Origin of the sequence: Streptomyces sp. NPDC058470 (genome assembly GCF_042721055.1) — a bacterium.
Taxonomy (GTDB): domain Bacteria; phylum Actinomycetota; class Actinomycetes; order Streptomycetales; family Streptomycetaceae; genus Streptomyces.
The window spans coordinates 236,692-255,382 of record NZ_JBHXMF010000002.1; the positions used below are offsets into that span (position 1 = coordinate 236,692).

The 18,691-nt window shown below is 68.7% G+C and carries 20 protein-coding genes and 1 pseudogene; 11 read left to right on the forward strand and 10 right to left on the reverse strand.

Annotation, left to right across the window (positions count from 1 at the left end):
- The first annotated feature begins 194 nt into the window (after window positions 1-194).
- Together ACFWP7_RS02440 and ACFWP7_RS02445 are read left to right on the forward strand one after the other, a co-directional pair.
- On the forward strand, window positions 195-632 hold the full coding sequence (locus ACFWP7_RS02440) for a DUF6415 family natural product biosynthesis protein (protein ID WP_384374696.1): 438 nt from the start codon (window positions 195-197) through the stop codon (window positions 630-632).
- Window positions 629-1,066 carry an ATP-binding protein gene (locus ACFWP7_RS02445; RefSeq protein WP_384374699.1) on the forward strand — a complete coding sequence of 146 codons (438 nt, stop codon included), beginning with the start codon at window positions 629-631 and terminating at the stop codon, window positions 1,064-1,066. The genes ACFWP7_RS02440 and ACFWP7_RS02445 overlap by 4 nt, the downstream gene beginning before the upstream one ends.
- A gap of 657 nt (window positions 1,067-1,723) precedes the next feature.
- Here ACFWP7_RS02445 and ACFWP7_RS02450 read toward each other — a convergent pair.
- Window positions 1,724-2,074, reverse strand: coding sequence for a hypothetical protein (locus tag ACFWP7_RS02450; RefSeq protein WP_384374849.1), 351 nt, complete (start codon window positions 2,072-2,074; stop codon window positions 1,724-1,726).
- A 234-nt stretch (window positions 2,075-2,308) separates the two neighbouring features.
- Window positions 2,309-2,404: pseudogene (locus ACFWP7_RS02455) on the reverse strand (hypothetical protein); the annotation flags it as partial.
- 309 nt (window positions 2,405-2,713) lie between these two features.
- Between ACFWP7_RS02455 and ACFWP7_RS02460 the strand changes: the two are divergent.
- Entirely contained in the window at window positions 2,714-4,675 is a 1,962-nt protein-coding gene (locus ACFWP7_RS02460; protein ID WP_384374701.1) for an amino acid transporter, read from the forward strand.
- Window positions 4,676-4,692: 17 nt separating this feature from the next.
- Here the strand turns inward: ACFWP7_RS02460 and ACFWP7_RS02465 are convergent, their stop codons facing one another.
- The 4 genes from ACFWP7_RS02465 to ACFWP7_RS02480 all read right to left on the reverse strand — a co-directional run bounded on the left by ACFWP7_RS02465 (window position 4,693) and on the right by ACFWP7_RS02480 (window position 8,853).
- Complete coding sequence (locus tag ACFWP7_RS02465; protein ID WP_384374704.1) at window positions 4,693-6,204, reverse strand: ATP-binding protein; 1,512 nt, start codon at window positions 6,202-6,204, stop codon at window positions 4,693-4,695.
- Window position 6,205: 1 nt separating this feature from the next.
- On the reverse strand, window positions 6,206-6,934 hold the full coding sequence (locus ACFWP7_RS02470) for a response regulator transcription factor (protein ID WP_384374843.1): 729 nt from the start codon (window positions 6,932-6,934) through the stop codon (window positions 6,206-6,208).
- 186 nt (window positions 6,935-7,120) lie between these two features.
- Window positions 7,121-7,768 carry an FMN reductase gene (locus ACFWP7_RS02475; RefSeq protein ID WP_384374707.1) on the reverse strand — a complete coding sequence of 216 codons (648 nt, stop codon included), beginning with the start codon at window positions 7,766-7,768 and terminating at the stop codon, window positions 7,121-7,123.
- Window positions 7,765-8,853: an LLM class flavin-dependent oxidoreductase gene (locus ACFWP7_RS02480; protein ID WP_384374710.1), complete on the reverse strand. Its 1,089-nt coding sequence runs from the start codon at window positions 8,851-8,853 to the stop codon at window positions 7,765-7,767. Before ACFWP7_RS02480 ends, ACFWP7_RS02475 begins: the two co-directional genes overlap by 4 nt.
- Window positions 8,854-8,968: 115 nt before the next feature.
- On the opposite strand from ACFWP7_RS02480, the gene ACFWP7_RS02485 reads away from it, so the two are divergent.
- Complete coding sequence (locus ACFWP7_RS02485; protein ID WP_384374713.1) at window positions 8,969-9,775, forward strand: DUF6597 domain-containing transcriptional factor; 807 nt, start codon at window positions 8,969-8,971, stop codon at window positions 9,773-9,775.
- A 19-nt stretch (window positions 9,776-9,794) separates the two neighbouring features.
- On the opposite strand, the gene ACFWP7_RS02490 is transcribed toward ACFWP7_RS02485, so the two are convergent.
- A complete protein-coding gene (locus ACFWP7_RS02490; protein WP_384374716.1) occupies window positions 9,795-10,685 on the reverse strand; it encodes a zinc-binding dehydrogenase in 891 nt (296 codons plus the stop codon).
- Between the two features lie 137 nt (window positions 10,686-10,822).
- Between ACFWP7_RS02490 and ACFWP7_RS02495 the strand changes: the two genes are divergently transcribed.
- Window positions 10,823-11,224: a winged helix-turn-helix transcriptional regulator gene (locus ACFWP7_RS02495; RefSeq protein WP_384374719.1), complete on the forward strand. Its 402-nt coding sequence runs from the start codon at window positions 10,823-10,825 to the stop codon at window positions 11,222-11,224.
- A gap of 376 nt (window positions 11,225-11,600) precedes the next feature.
- Here ACFWP7_RS02495 and ACFWP7_RS02500 read toward each other — a convergent pair whose 3' ends face one another.
- Window positions 11,601-12,080: a hypothetical protein gene (locus tag ACFWP7_RS02500; RefSeq protein ID WP_384374846.1), complete on the reverse strand. Its 480-nt coding sequence runs from the start codon at window positions 12,078-12,080 to the stop codon at window positions 11,601-11,603.
- A 151-nt stretch (window positions 12,081-12,231) separates the two neighbouring features.
- On the opposite strand from ACFWP7_RS02500, the gene ACFWP7_RS02505 reads away from it, so the two are divergent.
- Complete coding sequence (locus tag ACFWP7_RS02505; RefSeq protein ID WP_384374722.1) at window positions 12,232-12,567, forward strand: YnfA family protein; 336 nt, start codon at window positions 12,232-12,234, stop codon at window positions 12,565-12,567.
- A gap of 29 nt (window positions 12,568-12,596) precedes the next feature.
- Here the strand turns inward: ACFWP7_RS02505 and ACFWP7_RS02510 are convergent, their stop codons facing one another.
- Window positions 12,597-13,031 carry an ester cyclase gene (locus ACFWP7_RS02510; RefSeq protein WP_384374725.1) on the reverse strand — a complete coding sequence of 145 codons (435 nt, stop codon included), beginning with the start codon at window positions 13,029-13,031 and terminating at the stop codon, window positions 12,597-12,599.
- 163 nt (window positions 13,032-13,194) lie between these two features.
- On the opposite strand from ACFWP7_RS02510, the gene ACFWP7_RS02515 reads away from it, so the two are divergent.
- The 3 genes from ACFWP7_RS02515 (at window position 13,195) to ACFWP7_RS02525 (ending at window position 15,352) form a co-directional block, all read left to right on the forward strand.
- Entirely contained in the window at window positions 13,195-13,962 is a 768-nt protein-coding gene (locus ACFWP7_RS02515) for an SDR family NAD(P)-dependent oxidoreductase (RefSeq protein ID WP_384374728.1), read from the forward strand.
- Entirely contained in the window at window positions 13,959-14,132 is a 174-nt protein-coding gene (locus tag ACFWP7_RS02520; protein WP_384374730.1) for a hypothetical protein, read from the forward strand. Before ACFWP7_RS02515 ends, ACFWP7_RS02520 begins: the two co-directional genes overlap by 4 nt.
- Window positions 14,133-14,773: 641 nt before the next feature.
- Complete coding sequence (locus ACFWP7_RS02525) at window positions 14,774-15,352, forward strand: hypothetical protein (RefSeq protein ID WP_384374733.1); 579 nt, start codon at window positions 14,774-14,776, stop codon at window positions 15,350-15,352.
- Window positions 15,353-15,407: 55 nt separating this feature from the next.
- On the opposite strand, the gene ACFWP7_RS02530 is transcribed toward ACFWP7_RS02525, so the two are convergent.
- Complete coding sequence (locus ACFWP7_RS02530) at window positions 15,408-16,601, reverse strand: RtcB family protein (protein ID WP_384374736.1); 1,194 nt, start codon at window positions 16,599-16,601, stop codon at window positions 15,408-15,410.
- Between the two features lie 202 nt (window positions 16,602-16,803).
- On the opposite strand from ACFWP7_RS02530, the gene ACFWP7_RS02535 reads away from it, so the two are divergent.
- Complete coding sequence (locus tag ACFWP7_RS02535; protein WP_384374739.1) at window positions 16,804-17,664, forward strand: DUF3558 domain-containing protein; 861 nt, start codon at window positions 16,804-16,806, stop codon at window positions 17,662-17,664.
- A gap of 146 nt (window positions 17,665-17,810) precedes the next feature.
- Entirely contained in the window at window positions 17,811-18,680 is an 870-nt protein-coding gene (locus tag ACFWP7_RS02540) for a DUF3558 domain-containing protein (protein WP_384374742.1), read from the forward strand.
- Window positions 18,681-18,691 lie beyond the last annotated feature (11 nt).

The window sequence follows — 18,691 nt, forward strand, 5'->3', positions numbered from 1 at the left end:
CAGCTCCGGAGCGGTATCCGACGTGACGGGGCCCAGCGACCGTACCGACCCCACCTTCTTTGCTGCCCGGCCTTGGCCTCAACTCACCCTCCCGGTGCCGACTTTCATCGTTCTTGCATCGCCCTGGCGTCGCAATCGCCAACCGACCGCTGCTTGCGTGGACGGCGACATAACGACTGATCAGGGAGGCCACCGTGGCGGACACATCGAGCAGGGGCAGAGCGATGATCTGCGCGCCCGACGAACCGGCTGCCGCGAACGGGCAGGCCGAGGTCGACACCGACACGATCCGCCGGACGTACGAGGCCGGCCTGTGGGCATGGGACACCCAACGCTCTCCATCCGAACAGGAATGGCTCGGTGACCTCCTGCGTGGGCACGTGCAGCTCCTCCTCCCCGAGGTCGCCGCATACGCGCTCCGTATGCGCGGGGAGCAGCAGCGCACCGCAGTACACGTCATCACCCGCACCCGCCGCCTTCTTGAGGACAGCACAGGCACCGCGTCGGGGGATGAACCGTGCGACGTCCACGCCCTCGCGACGCAGTGCCGGGCTCTTCTCACCCTCCACCAGCACCCCGGCCCGCTCGACGAACCGACCACCGAGGACGACGTCACCGAGAGCCGACCATGACCAGCACATCCGCAGCGCAGCCCCGCAGCACTGGACACCCCGGTTACGCCCAGACGCAGCTCCGCGTCCCGGAGACGGCGGAGGCAGCCCGGCGCCTGGCACGCACGGCGCTGGCGACATGGGGACTGGACGACGACGCGGACACGGCGGCGCTCACCATGTCCGAACTCGTCGCGAACGCCGTCCGCCACGCAGACGGCCACTCGCTGCGCATCATCGTGGACCGCCCCGCAGACGACCGGGTGTACCTGGCCGTGATCGACCGGGCGCCGCACCGACTTCCGCAGGTGCGCACGCAGGACCCGGATGGCGTATCCGGCCGGGGGCTCTTCCTGGTGGAGGCGATTGCCGACCGGTGGGGCTACGACTTCATGGGCCCCGGCTCGCAGCCGTGGGGCAAACGTGTATGGGCCGAGTTGAAGGTCACTCCATGAAGTACCGCAGGGCCGTGGCCGACTGGAGCCTGGTTGCCGAGACTGTGCTTTTGGTGCTGGTCGCCAGTTCGCTTGTCTCCGTGCTGCTCATCGCGGTCACATACTGAAGCGGAAGCCCGACTACTGGCTGCCGTACATCGTCCAAGTCCTCAACTTGGGCATGCTGCTTGTCCCGGCAACCACGGATATCGTGAAGTCGGTCCTTGCGCTTGGAGGGTCCGACGTGGATCGCCGGAACTTCCTGGCTCCATCCCGCGGTGAGACTCTCGCCCTGCCCGATTCGGAAAGCAACGTGCGCCGCACAATACGGCTTCGGCCAGGGCCGTCCGCAGCAGCACGTCAACGAACCGGCAACACCGCGGCGCGTCTCCCCGGGCCACGACCGCCAAGGCGCCACAGGTAAGACGGCTCGGCATGGGAGCTGGGCACGAGTGGCGGGAGCGCATCGCAACGGGCACACCCGAGTGGTGACCCTGGAGCCAGCGGCGAAGAGGCGCGGGCGGAGAGGCAAGTCGGCGGGGGCCGCCAGCACCTTCCTCTAGACGGATCGTCAGGCCCGTGCGGCGGCATGATCTTGTTGAGGTCCTCCACGGGCCTATTCCCACGCATCCAGAAAGGGGCGCCGCCGGTGATTCCGGCGGCGTCCCTTCCTCGCGCTCAGCTCTCCGGGCGTACCGCGCGCCAGGCGGTGTCGAGGGCGGCGAGGAATGCCGCCTGGTACGAGCGTTGGAACCACGTGAAGAGGATCGCTTGCGGCTGCCCGCCGATCTTCATCTTCGGAGCGTCCGCCCAGTAGTTCAGGTGCGCCGGATCGGCGTCCGTCGCCAAATACACGTACCCGTTCGCCCACGCAGTGGGCGGCTTGGACAGCGGCCGAACGAGATCGGTCAGCGCGACGACGGACCCTTTGGCGCCGCCGATCCTGGCAGTCAGGTCCCTCTTGATCTCGATCCGATCGTCGTACAACGTGACCTTGGCGTTGAAGCCCTTGAACGTCTGCGGGTTCACGCTCTCCTCCATGTCCGAGCGAAATAAGGGGACTGAGCCGTCCCGAGGTTCTCGAACCGTTCTGTCTCCCGCTTCAACTCCCACAGCCTCTCTCCCACCCTGACCGCGGCAGCTCGCTGCCCGGCCGCGCCGCTGCCGTGCCGCGGGTTCGGGCGCGTGGTGGTGGGTGGCCTCTTCCAGTATCAGGCGACCGCGTGAGAACTGGCGGTGGTAGGCGGTCGGGCAGCAGTTGGGCCTGCGCCGCGCCTCGTCGAGCATGCGGTAGGTCTTGCCCATTCCCGGGGCGGCCCCGAGGTAGACCTTCAGCCGACCCGGCCGTACGTCACCCATCCGCCGTACGTCATTCGTCCGCGGTACGCCGTACGTCATTCATCCCTGCCAGCCAAGCGCGCGGCCGCCCACCGTGCAGCGATCTTGACGCCTCCCTTGCGCCGCTCACGAGGAAGTTGACACTGCCTTGACGAATGACGGTCCGGCACGGGCAAGCCCGGCGGCGCCAACGGGCGGTGACGGTCGGGGAGACGTTCCTCTCAACATGCGGAAGCCCCTGGGCCTGTGGATCACTGGTTGCATACGCTGGCCCGGCCGTCCGTGTCATGGCCGGAAACCCCCGCTCGGCAGCCCGTCAGGAGCACACCGATGGCCACCGCAGACAAGGACGCCCCCACGAGCCGTCTGCGTGCGTGGATGCTCCAGGGCCTCTCCGACATGGCCAGGACCCCGCAGGGCCCGCACGCCCCGCCGCCCCCCTCGCACGAAGGTCAGCGCTGGTGGAGGGTGATGTGCCTGACCGGTGTCGACTACTTCTCCACGCTGGGCTACCAGCCGGGCATCGCGGCGCTGGCCGCCGGTCTGCTCTCCCCCGTGGCGACCATCGTGCTCGTGATCGTCACCCTGGCGGGTGCACTCCCCGTCTATCGCCGAGTGGCCGAGGAGAGCCCCCACGGCCAGGGTTCGATCGCGATGCTGGAGCGGCTGCTGACGTTCTGGAAGGGCAAGCTGTTCGTCCTCACCCTGCTCGGCTTCGCCGCGACCGACTTCCTGATCACCATCACCCTGTCGGCGGCGGACGCCTCCACCCACCTGGTGGAGAACCCGCACCTCACCGCGACCCTGCACGACAAGCAGATGATCATCACCCTCGTCCTGGTCGCCCTCCTCGGCGCGGTGTTCCTCAAGGGCTTCCTGGAGGCGATCGGCGTCGCGGTCGTCCTGGTGGGCATCTATCTGGCGCTGAACGTCGTGGTCACGATCGTGGGCCTCTGGCATGTGATCACCAAGGGCCATGTCATCACCGACTGGTCCACCGCCCTGACCGCCGAACACGGCAACGTCTTCGCGATGATCGGCGTGGCCCTGCTGGTCTTCCCGAAGCTGGCCCTCGGCCTCTCCGGCTTCGAGACGGGCGTGGCGGTCATGCCGCACGTGGAAGGCGAGCCGGGCGAGCCCGGCAACACCGATGCGAAGCCGGCCGGCCGGATACGGGGCACGAAGAAGCTGCTCACGGTCGCCGCCGTGATCATGAGCGTGTTCCTGATCGCGACCAGCTTCATCACCACACTGCTCATACCGGAGAAGGATTTCGAACCGGGCGGCGATGCCAACGGCCGCGCGCTCGCCTTCCTGGCGCACGAATACCTGGGCAGCACCTTCGGCACGATCTACGACGCCTCGACCATCGCGATCCTCTGGTTCGCCGGCGCCTCCGCCATGGCCGGCCTGCTCAACCTGATGCCCCGCTACCTCCCCCGCTACGGCATGGCCCCGCACTGGGCCCGCGCCGTCCGCCCCATGGTGATCGTCTTCATCCTGGTCGCGTTCCTGGTGACCTGGATCTTCGACGCCGACGTCGACTCCCAGGGCGGCGCGTACGCCACCGGTGTCCTCGTCCTCATCAGCTCCGCCGCCATCGCGGTCACCATCGCCGCACGCAAGGCGGGCCAGCGCAACTGGACCATCGCCTTCGCCGTCATCTCGGCGGTGTTCCTCTACACGACCGTCGTGAACGTCATCGAGCGCCCCGACGGCGTCAAGATCGGCGCCTGCTTCATCGCCGCGATCATCCTCGTCTCGCTCCTGTCCCGGCTCGCCCGCGCCTTCGAGCTGCGCGTCACCAGCCTGACCATGGACCCCCTGGCGGAGCGGTTCGTACGGGACATCGCGAGCCGTCGGGCCCGCTTCATCGCCAACGAGCCCGACCACCGCGACATCACCGAGTACCGCGAGAAGATCGAGCAGATCCGCGCCGACAACGACGTCCCCGTCCAGGAGGACTTCGTCTTCGTCGAGGTCACCGTCCTGGACGCCTCGGAGTTCGAGGCGAGTGTGACCGTACGCGGCGAGGTCATGCACGGCCGCTACCGCGTCCTGACCCTGGAGTCCTCCTCCATCCCCAACGCCCTCGCGGCCCTCCTCCTGTACGTCCGCGACACCACCAACCAGACCCCCCACATCTACTTCGAGTGGACCGAGGGCAACCCCTTCACCAACTTCCTCCGCTTCTTCCTCTTCGGCCAGGGCGAGGTGGCCCCGGTGACCCGCGAGGTCCTCCGCGAGGCGGAACCCGACCGCGCACGCCGCCCCCGGGTGCACGTCGGCTAGAACGTGCCGACGACGGCCTAACGCCCGCCCTCCTCCGCCCCCTCCTCGTCCCCCACCGTGAACCCGATCACCACGCCGCCCCCGTCCCGCCGGTAGGCGAACGGCGCGCCCCCGTGCCCCACGGCCACCTCCCGCACGATGGACAGGCCGAGCCCCGACCCGGGCAGACTGCGCGCGTCGGCGGCCCGGTAGAAACGGTCGAAGGCCCGCTCCAGATCGCCGTCGGCGATCCCGGGGCCCCGGTCGAGCACCTCGACGCGCACACTCCCGGGCCGGCCACCCGGCGCGGCCCCGGTCACGACGACCTCGATCAGCGTCTCCCCGCCCCGGTCGAACTTGACCGCGTTCTCCACCAGATTGGACACCGCCCGCTGCAGCGCGGTGGGCCGCCCGTCGACCTCCGTGTCGCCACTCACCCGCACGACGATGTCCCGCCCGCTGCGCCGCCGGGCAACGATGGCGACATCCTCCGCAAGCTCCCCCAGATCGACGCGCCGCACCGGCTCGGTATCGGACCGCCCCGCCGCGAGCGCCACCAACTCATTGACGAGGTCGGTCAGTTCGCGGGACTCCAGCGCCAGGTCGGCGACGAGTTCCTCGCGCACGGCAGGCGGCAGTTCGTCGATGCGCCGGAGCATGGAGATGTTCGTACGCAGCGAGGTCAGCGGCGTACGCAGCTCGTGCCCCGCGTCCTGGACGAGCCGCCGCTGGTCCTCCTCGGACTGCGCGAGGCGCCCGAGCATCCGGTCGAAGGACCGCCCGAGCCTGGCCACCTCGTCGTACCCCGCGACCGGCACCTGGATCCCGAGCCGCCCGGTCCGCGCGACGTCCTCCGCGGCCCCCGCGAGGCGTACCAGCCGCCGGGTGATCCGCCGGGCCAGCCACCAGCCGAACAGCCCCGAGGCGATGACGACGGCCCCGACGAGCAGCACGGTCCGCTGCTGGAGCTCGTTCAGCAGGTCCTCCGTGTCGCTGAACTCCTGCGCGACCTGCACCGCCCCGCGCCCGCCACCGAGCGCGACGGTCGCCACCCGGAACCGGCTGTCGCCGACCTCGACCTCCTTGTGCTCCGCCAGCCTGCCCGCCGCCGAGGCGCCCGCGGCCTGCCGGTCCGCGGCGACGACGGGCAGCGGAGGATGCCCGGGGCCGAGGACCACGCCATCGGGCCCAAGTACCTGCACGTCCGTAGAACTGGGCCGCACGATCTTGTCGAGCGCCCCGCCGTGGTCGGTGTCGGACGAGGTGAAGTCCGCCGGACCCAGCTGCTGCTGCCGCACCTCGGCCCGTAGATCCTCCACCACCCCGGCGAAGACGGTCTGCTGGTCCACACGTACCAGCCGGGCGGCAGCGTCGTAGCTCAGAAACCCGACGAGAACGGTGACCACGGCGGCGACGGCCGCGAAGGACACCGTGAAGGTGGCCCGCAGCGAGGAAACCCGCCGAAGCCGAACCCGGGACAGCCGTTTCAGGAATCGCCCGGGGAATCGGGACAGCCCTTCGGGGAATCGCTCGGGGAGTCTAGGAGGCACCTCAGTCCTCCCTCAGGACGTACCCCACACCCCGCACCGTATGGATCAGCCCCGACGCCCCCGGCTCGTCGAGCTTGCGCCGCAGATACCCCACGTACACGGCGAGATTCTTCGACCCGGGGCCGAAGTCGTACCCCCAGATCCGGTCGTAGATCGTGGAGTGGTCAAGGACGATGCCCGCGTTACGAACGAGCAGTTCGAGCAGCTCGAACTCGGTCCGCGTCAGCTCCACCTCGCGCTTCCCACGCCAGACCCGCCGGGCCTGGGTGTCCATCCGCACCCCGGCCGCGGCGACCTGCCCCGCAGGAACAGGCAGCCCGCGGGACGCCTTCACCTCGACCGCGTCGACCACGTCATCGGGGGCACCGTCTCCGCCACCCGTGCGACGCAGCAGCGCCCGCAGCCGGGCGAAGACCTCCTCCACGTCGAACGGCTTGACCACGTAGTCGTCGGCCCCCGCGTCCAGCCCCGCGATCCTGTCGGCGGTCTCCACCAGCGCGGTGAGCATCAGGATCGGCGTCCGGTTCCCCTCCGCCCGCAGCACCCGGCACACCTGCAGGCCGTCGATGCCGGGCATCATCACATCAAGAACCAGCACGTCGGGCGGCGTCCGATGGGCCTGGGCCAGCGCCGCCACCCCGTCGGCGACGGCCGTCACCTCATAGCCCTCCAGCGCCAGCGCCCTCTCCAGCGCATGACGAATGGCACGGTCGTCCTCGGCAAGCAGCACATTCTGGGGCACCCCACCAGTCTGCCTGGCCCCAGCCGCCTACCACCTGGTGAACGAGGGTCCGCCTACCCTTCTTACCCCTCTCTCACCGCGAACCGTGCCAGGCTCCCCGCCCCTCGCCGACCAGGTCTGGACGCGCACCCGGCCCCGCCCTCATCCACCGCAAGGTGAGCTGACGCCACTCAACTACGCGCGCAGCGCGGCCAGTTGCTGCTCGAAGGGAACCACTTCGAAACCACCGTCAGCACCGGAGGAACGGACAGCCGCCGGAACAGCCCCGGACTCACCCGCCGCCTCTCCGTCCCCTCGCCGCACACCGCCCATCAGCCCCGCCAGTTCCCCCGCGGCCCTGTCGATGCGCGAGGCGAGCCCCTCCGCTCCCCAGTCCTCCGAGGCCGCGTACACGCCGGTCGGTACGACCACGGCCCGCAGATGGGCGAAGAGCGGACGAAGCGCGTGCTCCAGTACGAGCGAGTGCCGCGCTGAACCCCCCGTCGCCGCGACCAGCACCGGCTTTCCGGCGAGCGCGTCCTTGTCGCTGACGCTCAGCACGTCGAAGAAGGACTTGAACAGCCCGCTGTAGGAGGCGGAGAAGACGGGCGTGACGACGATCAGCCCGTCCGCCGCCGACACCGCGTCGAACGCGGAGGCCAGCGCCCGCCCGGGAAACCCGTTCGTGAAGTTGTGGGCGATCTCGACGGCCAGGTCGCGCAGCTCGACCACCTGAACGTCGGCGGACGAAGTCTCCCGGACCGTGGCGGCAGCCAGCCGGTCTGCGAGCAACCGCGTGGACGACGGAACACTCAGCCCGGCCGAAATGACGACGACCTTCATACGGCGGTCACCTCCTGGGCGGCGGCCACCTGGGCCGCGTGAGTGGGCGCGTCCGGCACGTCGGCCGGCCGGCCCTTCGCGAACTCCGCGCGCAGCACCGGCACGACCTCCTCGCCTAGCATGTCGAGCTGCTCCAGCACGGACTTCAGCGGCAGCCCCGCGTGGTCCACCAGGAACAACTGCCGCTGGTAGTCACCGGCGTACTCCCGGAAGGCCAGCGTCTTCTCGATCACCTGCTGCGGCGACCCGACCGTCAACGGCGTCTGGTCGGTGAAGTCCTCGAGGGACGGCCCGTGCCCGTACACCGGCGCGCTGTCGAAGTACGGCCGGAACTCCCGTACGGCGTCCTGCGAGTTGTGCCGCATGAACACTTGCCCGCCGAGCCCGACGATCGCCTGCTCGGCACTCCCGTGCCCGTAGTGCGCGTACCGCTCCCGGTACAGCTCGACCATCTTCTTCGTGTGGTCGGCCGGCCAGAAGATGTTGTTGTGGAAGAAGCCGTCGCCGTAGTACGCGGCCTGCTCGGCGATCTCCGGCGACCGGATGGACCCGTGCCAGACGAACGGCGGCACGCCGTCCAACGGCCGCGGCGTCGACGTGAACGACTGCAGCGGCGTACGGAACTTGCCCTCCCAGGTCACCACGTCCTCACGCCAGAGCCGGTGCAGCAGCGCGTAGTTCTCGATGGCGAGGTTGATGCCCTGGCGGATGTCCTGCCCGAACCAGGGGTAGACCGGGCCGGTGTTGCCGCGCCCCATCATCAGGTCGACACGGCCGTCCGCGAGGTGCTGGAGCATCGCGAAGTCCTCGGCGATCTTCACCGGGTCGTTGGTGGTGATCAGGGTGGTGGAGGTGGAGAGGATCAGCTTCTCGGTCCTCGCCGCGACATAGCCGAGCATGGTGGTCGGGGACGACGGCACGAACGGCGGGTTGTGGTGCTCACCGGCGGCGAAGACGTCCAGGCCGACCTCCTCGGCCTTCTGCGCGATGGCGACCATGGCCTTGATGCGCTCGTGCTCGCTCGGCACCCGTCCGGTCGTCGGGTCCGGTGTCACATCGCCGACGCTGAAGATCCCGAACTGCATGGTCGCTCACCCTCCGCAGGTTGTTTACGATTCAACTATATCCGCAAACGAGACCACCCGCCTCCCTATTCCCCCACCACCTGCGCCTGTCGGTCCCCGGCCTTACGATCCCGGCATGGCCGCCCCACGCCGTGACACCCGAGGCATCGTCGACGCCACAGAACTCTTCACCCGGGTCCGCTTCCGACGCCGCGAACCCGCCCCACCCCTGCGCCCCTACCTGGAGCACTACTGGCTGATCGACTGGGACCTGCCCCAGCCGTACGCCTCCCACGTGGTCCCGCACCCCTCCGTGAACATCGTCTTCCAGCAGTACGAGAGACAGGACCCCTTCGCCGAGGTCGCCGGCATCGGACTCGGCCTCTTCACCCAGAAGCTGACCGGCAGGGGCCGGGTCTGCGGCATCCAGTTCCGCCCCGGCGGCTTCCGCCCCTTCGCCCCGGCCCACCCGGTGACCGACTGGACCGGCCACCGCGTCCCGCTCCCCGAGGTCTTCCCCGCGACCGACGCCCCCACGACGATCCTCGCCCCTGACGACGAGGACACCCGCGTCACCGCCCTGGACACCTTCCTCCTGAACCTGAACCCCCGGCCGGACCCCCAGTCCGACCTCGCCATGACCCTCGTCGACCGCATCCGCACCGACCGCACGATCCGCCACGTGGGCGACTTCGCCCACGCCCAGGGCATGACCGTACGCAGCCTGCAACGCCTCTTCGCCGCGTACGTCGGCGTGGGCCCGAAGTGGATCATCCTGCGCTACCGCATCCACGAAGCCCTGGAGCACGCGGAAGCCACCCACCCCCCGGACTGGGCAGCCCTGGCCGCCGACCTCGGCTACGCCGACCAGGCCCACCTGGTCCGGGACTTCACGACGACGGTCGGCGTACCACCGACGGCATACGCGCGGGCAGTCCACTAGGCCCTGCCGTCACATTCCCCTAGGGCACAAGCACCAGCCGCCCCCGCACCCCACCCTCCGCCAGCCGCACATGCGCCTTCACCACATCAGCCAGCGCATACGTCTGAGCCACCCGAGCGGTCAGCACCCCCTCATCCACCAGAGCCACCAACTCCGCGAGCCGAGCCCCGTCGGCACTCACCTCGACGGCGGCGGTCCGCACACCCCGCACGGGCGCCGGCTCCGTATGCGGGATGACAGCCACGAACGCACCCCCGTCCCGGACCCACTCCAGCGCCGACTCACCGACGATCGCCGCATCCAGGACCGCGTCCACACTCCGGGGCGCGACCTCGCCCGACACGAAACGGCCCGCCCCCAACGACCGTACGAGCTCCTCATCGGCCTCCCGGGCCAACCCGACGACCGACAGCCCCTGACGAACGGCGAGCTGGACGGCGTACCCACCGAGCGCCCCCGCCGCCCCGGTGACCAGCAGACTCTGCCCCGCCTCCAGCGCCAGCAGTTCGAGCGCCTGCGCGGCGGCCAGGGCGTTCAACGGCACGGTCGCCGCATGCGCAGCGTCGACGGAGACGGGCGCGACGGCCACCGCGTCCGCGTCGACGACAACGTAATCGGCATACGCACCAAGGGACTTGACCGTCCCGTACTGCAACGCCACCACCTGCTCACCCACCGCCCACCCCGCCGCGGCACCCACCGCGTCGACGGTCCCGGCCACATCCCAGCCGAGCCCGAGCCGCTCCCCCGCACCCCCGAAAACGCCCACACGCACCCCGACGTCGACCGGATTCACCGCGGCGGCCGCCACCTTGATCCGTATCTGCCGGCCTCCCGGCTCAGGCACCCCAACCTCCACGACCTCCACAACCTCGGGCCCACCGAACTCCGTAACAACTGCTGCACGCACAACAACTCTCCCCACAGTCAGAAACCGATTCGCCCGAGAAGACCCAGATATCTTCCCGGCAGCAACAACCCTAGGAAGAGTTACTCTCCTTCGGTAAGTAGGCACTTGAAGGTGCGTACGTCACCCGGAGGTGAGCCATGGCGACCACGACCGCGGCCCAGCGGCGCGAACAAGCACGCATCGAGTACGACGCCTTCATCAAGGGCTGCCCCACCAACCAGCTCCTCGACCGCATCAGCGACAAATGGGTCAGCCTCGTCGTCTGCGCCCTCACCACCGGCTCGATGCGCTACAGCGATCTCGCCCGCAAGATCGCAGGCGTCAGCCCCAAAATGCTGACCCAGACACTCCGCTCACTCGAACGCGACGGCATCGTCTCCCGCAAGGTCACCCCGTCCGTACCGGTCCGCGTCGACTACGCACTAACCCCCCTGGGCACCAACCTCAGCTGCCTCCTGGCCGCAGTGAAGGACTGGGCGGAACTACACATCGAACAGGTCAACAAGGCACGGGCCCTCTACGACGCCGAGTCACCCTGACCCGTCCGATCCGGCCCCCCCACACCCACGCACCGGCGACCCCGACCGCCCACAGCCACCCGCAGCCGCCCACCGCGGGAGCTCCGACCACTCACAGCCGCCCACCGCGGGGGCTCCGACCGCCCGCAGCCGCCCACCGGCGGAAGGGGCCGGGGGCCGGTACATCAAATGCCCGTCGCCAACGTGGTCACACCGCCCCCAAGCCCTACAACAGACCAAAGTGCCCGTCGGCGACGGGCGGATGTACCGGCCCCCGGCCCCGACCCCACCGACCGGCCGGAACCACCGGACCGGCCGGAACCACCGGACCGTCAGGACCCACCGGACCGGTCGGGACCACCGAACCGGGGCCCAAGGCCCCCGCAAGCAGCGCCCCCTAGAAGACATACGAGTCCCCCGTATCCAGCACCAACACCCGCTGCCGATCATTCGCCCGGTTCCCATCCACCGCCCCACCACCCCACACCGTCTCGAACTCCAGCATCACCTCAGCCGGCGCCCCCCGCAGCCGTACCGCCAGCGTGATCTCCTCCCCCAGCCCGTCCGCCGCCAGCGCCCCCGTCCGGCACACCACCGCCCGCACGTCCGCCCGCGCGCACCCGCCCGGCAGACTCTGCCGGTCCGCCAGGGGAACCGACCAACGCAGCCGGACGGTCGCGTCCGCGACGGCGCTCGGACCGTGGTTCCGCGGAGTCAGCCGTACGTCGACACGGCCGTCGGCCATGGACACGTACCCGTGATAGGCCAGATCGGCCTCGGGAGCGAGGGGAACGCCGGCGCCGGCAGGCGACCCCGCCCCCACCACCAACCCCGCACCGGCAACCACCGCACACCACACCCGCATCAGCGTCCGCATCCCCATGAGGTCATTTCCTTCGCTAGACCGGCAGGTCATCCTCACGGGATGTATCCCACCCCTGGCCCCTGCCAGGCGCCGTCCATCAGGTGACAGCGGACCGCACCCAACACGTCCCAACCTCCACGACCCCCCATGCAAAGGTGACCGCATGCTGATCGCCCGCTCCGCCGCTCTCTTCGTCCTCGCCGCCCTCTTCGAGATCGGCGGCGCCTGGCTGGTCTGGCAGGGCGTACGCGAGCACCGCGGCTGGCTGTGGATCGGCGCGGGCGTGATGGCCCTCGGCGTGTACGGCTTCGTGGCCACGCTCCAGCCGGACGCCGAGTTCGGCCGCATCCTCGCCGCGTACGGCGGCGTCTTCGTCGCCGGCTCCCTCGTCTGGGGAACGGTCGCGGACGGCTACCGCCCGGACCGCTGGGACATCACGGGCGCACTGATCTGCCTCGCAGGCATGGCGGTAATCATGTACGCGCCACGAGACAACTAAGGGCACCCCTCAGGTCGCCCAGGCCCACCTCAGGGCGCCTCCTCGGGCAGCAGCCCCAACTGCCCCAAGAAATCCATCTGGTCGAAGTAGAGCCGATAGCTGACGATCCGCCCGTCCTCGACGGTCGCGAAATCGCAGCCACGAATCCTGACGCTCTTCCCGGTCGCGGGCAGCGACTCCCCGGAGGGCAACGGCAGCGGACCCGTGTTCGTCCCGCTGTAGAAACCCTCGTCGATGGCGGTGTCGCCGACCTCGGCCGCGTACACCGACTCGTACGAGGCGTCCGTGACCGCGTCCGTCATCTGACGCCAGTAGTCGACGATGTTGTCGCGCCCGTGGACCTCTCCGGCATCGGGCGTGACGGCAACGGCATCCGCCGCGTACAGCTCGGCGATGGCCTTCAGATCCGGGGTCGAGGTGAGCGCCTCGGTGAGCCGGTCCATGACCTCACGTGCCTGTCCCATGATCCACCTCCAGTACAGGGGATCACCCACTCCATCGTCCCACGCACGGCCCTCCCAGCCACCCGGACCAGTCCGGCAACCTCCCGCGCACCCACCCCGCCTATCCTTGCCAGAGCAGCACCATCGCCCCTGCCTGCCAGGTCCCGCCCCGAGGAGAAGCCGCATGAGCCCCGCCGCCGCGTCCCGTATCGCCGTCGTCACCGGTGCCAGCAGCGGCATCGGCGCCGCGACGGCCCGGCAGCTGGCGGCCGCGGGCTACCGCGTCGTCCTGACCGCCCGCCGCAAGGACCGCATCGAGGCGCTCGCGAAGGAGCTGACCGCGACGGGCCACCAGGCGACGGCGTACGCCCTGGACGTCACCGACCGCGCGGCGGTGGACGAGTTCGCCGGCGCCTTCAAGACGATCGGCGTCCTGGTCAACAACGCCGGCGGCGCACTGGGCGCCGACCCCGTCGCGACGGGCGACCCGGCCGACTGGCGCCAGATGTACGAGACGAACGTCATCGGCACCCTGAACGTCACCCAGGCCCTGCTCCCCGCCCTGACCGCGAGCGGCGACGGAACGGTGGTCGTACTCTCCTCGACGGCCGCGTTCAGCACGTACGAGGGCGGCGGCGGCTATGTCGCTGCCAAGCACGCCGAACACGTGCTCGCGGAGACCCTCCGCCTGGAGATCGTCGGCACCCCGGTCCGCGTCATCGAGGTCGCCCCCGGCATGGTCAAGACGGACGAGTTCGCACTGACCCGCTTCGGCGGCGACGAGGAGAAGGCCGCCAAGGTGTACGCGGGCGTCGCCGAGCCCCTCACCGCCGAGGACGTGGCCGACACGATCACCTGGGCGATCACCCGCCCCAGCCACGTCAACATCGACCTCCTCGTGGTCCGCCCCCGCGCCCAGGCATCGAACGCGAAGGTCCACCGGGAGCTATGACACCGGAAGAGCCCTCCACGGAGCGCCAGCAGAACCAAGAACAGGAACAACGCCGCCTGGCCCAGGAGACAAAGGACGAGCGCTACGTCTGGTGGTACCTCGCGTACTTCCTCTTCGGCATCCACATCGTGGCGTTCGTCATGATCTACGCGGTCATGCACGCCAAGTAACGAACTCCCTGCCTACGCAGACCAGTTGTGAACAGACACATACCCTCCGTACCCCAGGCCGCAGAGGGCGGCCCGCGGTGGGCGGTCGGGCGGCGGGACCTTGCTGTCTGCGTCCGCCGGTTACACCCCGTCGGCGAACGCCACGTCACAGCAGGCCCGGGCGACCCATACACAGTCGCCCTCTTCGAAAGGCAACTCCACTCACTCACAAGGGTGAACCGAACAGATCGCCCACACGAGGACCGAACTCGCGATCTAGGCTCGCGCCACAACATCAGAAAGCGACGGCCCTCAGCCAGGACTGCCATCCCGACCGAGGGCCTGACCACCAAGGAAGGCAGCTTCCCTGTGGCTGAACGCGAGCCTAACGCTCACCAGTTCACCCTGGACGACGCCCTCGGCGTCGACACGATGGGGTTCATGGACCTCGAAGACCCCAACTACGCGTACATGTTCGGCTTCTTGCAGGCCGACGGGCATCTCGCGAGGGGGCCGGGCCAGAAAGGGCGCCTGACCGCCGAGATCAACGTGCGGGACATCGGGATCCTGCGCGACTTCCGGCGGCTGACGCCGTACAACAGCAGCATCAGAGAACGCACTCGGTCCACGAACTTCGCCAAGACCAGCCATCGATCTGGACCTTGTGCGCCCTCGAAGCCCGGACCAGGCTCAACCAACTCGGCCTGCCTTACGGGCGCAAGTCGAAGACGATCACTCCACCATGTGGCGAGTTCTCACGCCGTGACTATCTCCGAGGCGTCATCGACGCCGACGGTTCGATCGGACACACAAGTCAGGGTTTCCCCTTCATTTCCCTGACCACGGCCAGCACGGCCATCGGCGCATACCTGTGCTTCTACGCCGGAAAGATCACGGGGGCAGAGCGGTCGATGAAGCGCAACGCCCGCGACGGCGTCTACAACATCCTCCACACGAAGGAAGCGGCCCAAGAGTTGGGCACCCACCTCTACTACCCGGATTGTCTTTCATTGGAGCGAAAGCAGACCGCTGCCGACTCGCTCGCCGCCTGGATTCGCCCAGCCACCATGAGGATGGCACCTGATCGTCGGCGCTGGACGAACTCGGAGGACCGAGTGCTGCTGAGGCTGAACAACAACGCGGCAGCAGCCAAGGAACTCGGCCGAACCGAGAAGAGCTGCTCCGTCCGCCTTTGCCGTCTGCGCACTGGCCAAGTGCCAATGCCCACCAACGGTCAGTGATCGACTGACCCATGGGCCCCGATCCAGACCAGATCGGGGCCCATCGCGCGTCCAATCAACCTTTCACACACACAAACTGCTTCAGCTTCGCCACGACCTCAACCAGATCACGCTGCTGCTCCATAACCTGCTCGATGTTCTTGTAGGCCCCCGGAATCTCATCCACGATGCCGGAGTCCTTGCGGCATTCCACGCCCCGCGTCTGCTCTTCCAGGTCCTTCGTCGTGAAACGACGCTTCGCCGCGCTCCGGCTCATACGCCGACCGGCTCCGTGCGACGCCGAGTTGAAGGCCTTCTCGTTTCCGAGCCCTTTCACTATGTACGAGCTGGTACCCATGGAGCCCGGAATGATCCCGAATTCCCCCGCCCGGGCGCTAATGGCTCCCTTGCGAGTAACAAGCAGGTCCATTCCGTCATAGCGCTCGCGGCTGACGTAGTTGTGGTGGCAGCTGACCTCCGACTCGAAGGTCACACGAGCCTTCTTGAACTCCTTGCGGATCACGTTCTTGAGCAGCGCCATCATGATGGTTCGGTTGTACTTCGCGTACTCCTGCGCCCAGTAGAGGTCGTGCTGGTACGCCGCCATCTGTGGGGTGTCAGCCACGAAAACAGCGAGGTCGCGGTCGACCAGCCCTTGATTGTGCGGGAGCTTCTGGGCCACGCCGATGTGGTATTCGGCCAGCTCCTTGCCCACGTTCCGGGACCCGGAGTGAAGCATGAGCCAAACGGCACCCACCGAATCAGTACACAATTCGATCATATGATTCCCGGATCCGAGCGTTCCCATCTGCTTTGTGGCACGTTCCTGCCGGAACTTCACCGCTTCCGCAACCCCATCAAACCGCCCCCAGAACTCATCCCACCCCCCAGTGGCCAGCCCATGAAACCGCCCGGGCTCCACCGCCGACTCATGCATCCCCCGCCCCACCGGAATAGCCTGCTCGACCTTCGACCGAAGGCCGGACAGATCTCCCGGCAGATCGTTGGCAGTCAGCGAAGTCTTGACGGCGGACATCCCGCACCCGATGTCCACCCCCACCGCCGCAGGACACACCGCGTCCCGCATCGCGATGACGGAACCGACCGTCGCACCCTTCCCGTAGTGGACGTCGGGCATGACGGCCAGCCCCTTGATCCACGGAAGGGTCGCCACGTTCTGGAGCTGTCTCAGCGCCACGTCCTCGACGGACGCCGGGTCGGCCCACATGCGGATGGGAACCCTGGCGCCCGGCACCTCTACGTATGACATATCGTTCTCTTTCCCCCGGAAACGAACAGAAGACTCGAAACGCAAAACCGGTGCCAAGGTCGACGTATGGGACAACGGACCGGCGTTCACGGCTGTGCGTGCGATAGACATTGTCTCCAGGGGCCGCCCCCACGCGGCAACCGAATAACCACAGGACATCCCGGGCCTCAGGCCATCGGGAAGGGCCGAAAGGAGCCTGAACGTGCAGCGGAAGGCGTATGTACCCGGTGTCGCCGTGCTCCTCGCGGCGCTACTGGCCGGCTGCACGGGCGGTTCAGGCGGCGAGGACACGCAGGACGACGCGAAGCCGGGCGACTCCGGTACGACGGCACCCGCGGCGCAGCCCGGTAGGTACCGCACGCTCCCCGAGGCCTGCGCCGCCGTCGACCACGGCAGCCTCGACTCGCTGCTGCCCGGCATCAAGCAGATCGCCGACGAGGAGCAGCGCGGCACGGCGTACGAGGGCACGCCCTCGCCCACGTTCGACACCGACCGGCGGGTCGGCTGCCGTTGGAAGGTGGAGTCCGCGGCCGCCACGGACCATCTGTTCGTCGATTTCGAGCGTGTGGTCTCGTACGAGAACGCGGTGAGCGACGACAGCAAGGCCTCGGACCTCTACACGGGCAAGGAGACGGCGGCGGACCTGCCGGAGCCGACGAGTTCCACCAGCTCCACCACCTCCACCAGCTCCGCGGGTTCGGGGAGCCCGGACCCGGATGCCGACAGTTCCGCGTCCCCTTCGGACTCCCCCTCCGACGCCGCCTCGGCCTCCTCGTCCACCTCCTCGTCCACGTCCCCCTCCGCCGACGCGACCCCCACCTCCCTCCAGCCCCGCACTCTCGACGGCCTGGGCGACGAGGCGTATCTGAACGACACCCTCAGTTCGGCCGGCTCGACGGCGCAGCAGCGGACGGTGACTGTGGTGTTCCGCACGTCGAATGTGATCGTGACGATCGAGTACGACGAGCAGCCGGCGGTCACGGGCGAGGTGCCGGACAGCAAGGAAATGCAGGACAGGGCCCGCGATCTGGCCGCGAAGCTGGCTGACACGCTCAACGGTTAGGGGGTCCGGAGGGGGCTCGGCACCCTGGTGCAAAGCCCCCGAAGCGGGACCGCTCGCCTGCCTCACCGCGTACCGTGGCCCCTCGGACCCGACCGGTCGTACGTTCCATGTGCGGCCGTCCCACGAGCGCCACGAGTGAAGGAACCATGCACCGACCAGTACAGCGAGTAGGCCGAGTACCGCGACTCACCCGCATCCTTGTCAGCGCAGCCGCCGTCCCGGTGATGCTTGTCGCCGCAGGCTGTTCCTCGGACTCCGGCTCCGATTCCGGCTCCGCGTCCGGTGACGCGAACAACAGCTCCGATGCGAGCCCGGGCACGGAGGTGTCCGTGAGTGCTTCGGCGAACGCCGTGCAGGCGGCCGCGTATGCGACGTTGCCCGAGTCCTGCTCGGTGTTGACGGACAAGACGCTGGGCGAGCTGGTCCCGAAGGCGGGCAAGTCCGGCAAGAAGGGCGCGACGGACGAGGTGTCGGCGCGCGGCAACTGCTATTGGACGAGCCTGGACAGCAACGGTGTGAAGGGTTCGCAGTACCGCTGGCTGAATGTGGCCCTGTTGCGTTTCGACTCGGACGCGCGTGGCACGGGCGACGAGCAGGCGCACGCGTACTTCGAGAAGCAGGTCTCGGGTGCGAAGACGGTGACGGGCGCGAAGAACACGAAGTCGGCGTCGGTGTCCGGTACGGGCGACGAGGCGACGGCCGTGAGTTACGACCTGAAGAAGAAGGAAGGCGCCTTCAAGCAGCAGACGGTCGTGGCGCGCGTCGAGAACGCCGTCGTCACGCTCGACTACAACGGTGCCGGTCTGGCGGGCGAGAAGACCCCGTCCGCCGCGACTCTGCTGAAGGCGGCGGAGAAGGCCGCGAAGGAGGCGGTGACGGCGGTGACCGCGGCGAACAAGGAAGGCGGCGCCAAGTCGAGCGCCTCCCCCTCCCCGTCGGCCTCGAAGGAGGCCTCGAAGAGCGCGTCGCCGTCCGCGTCCGCGTCCCCGTCCAAGTCGGCGGCCAAGAAAAGCTGACCCGGACAAGT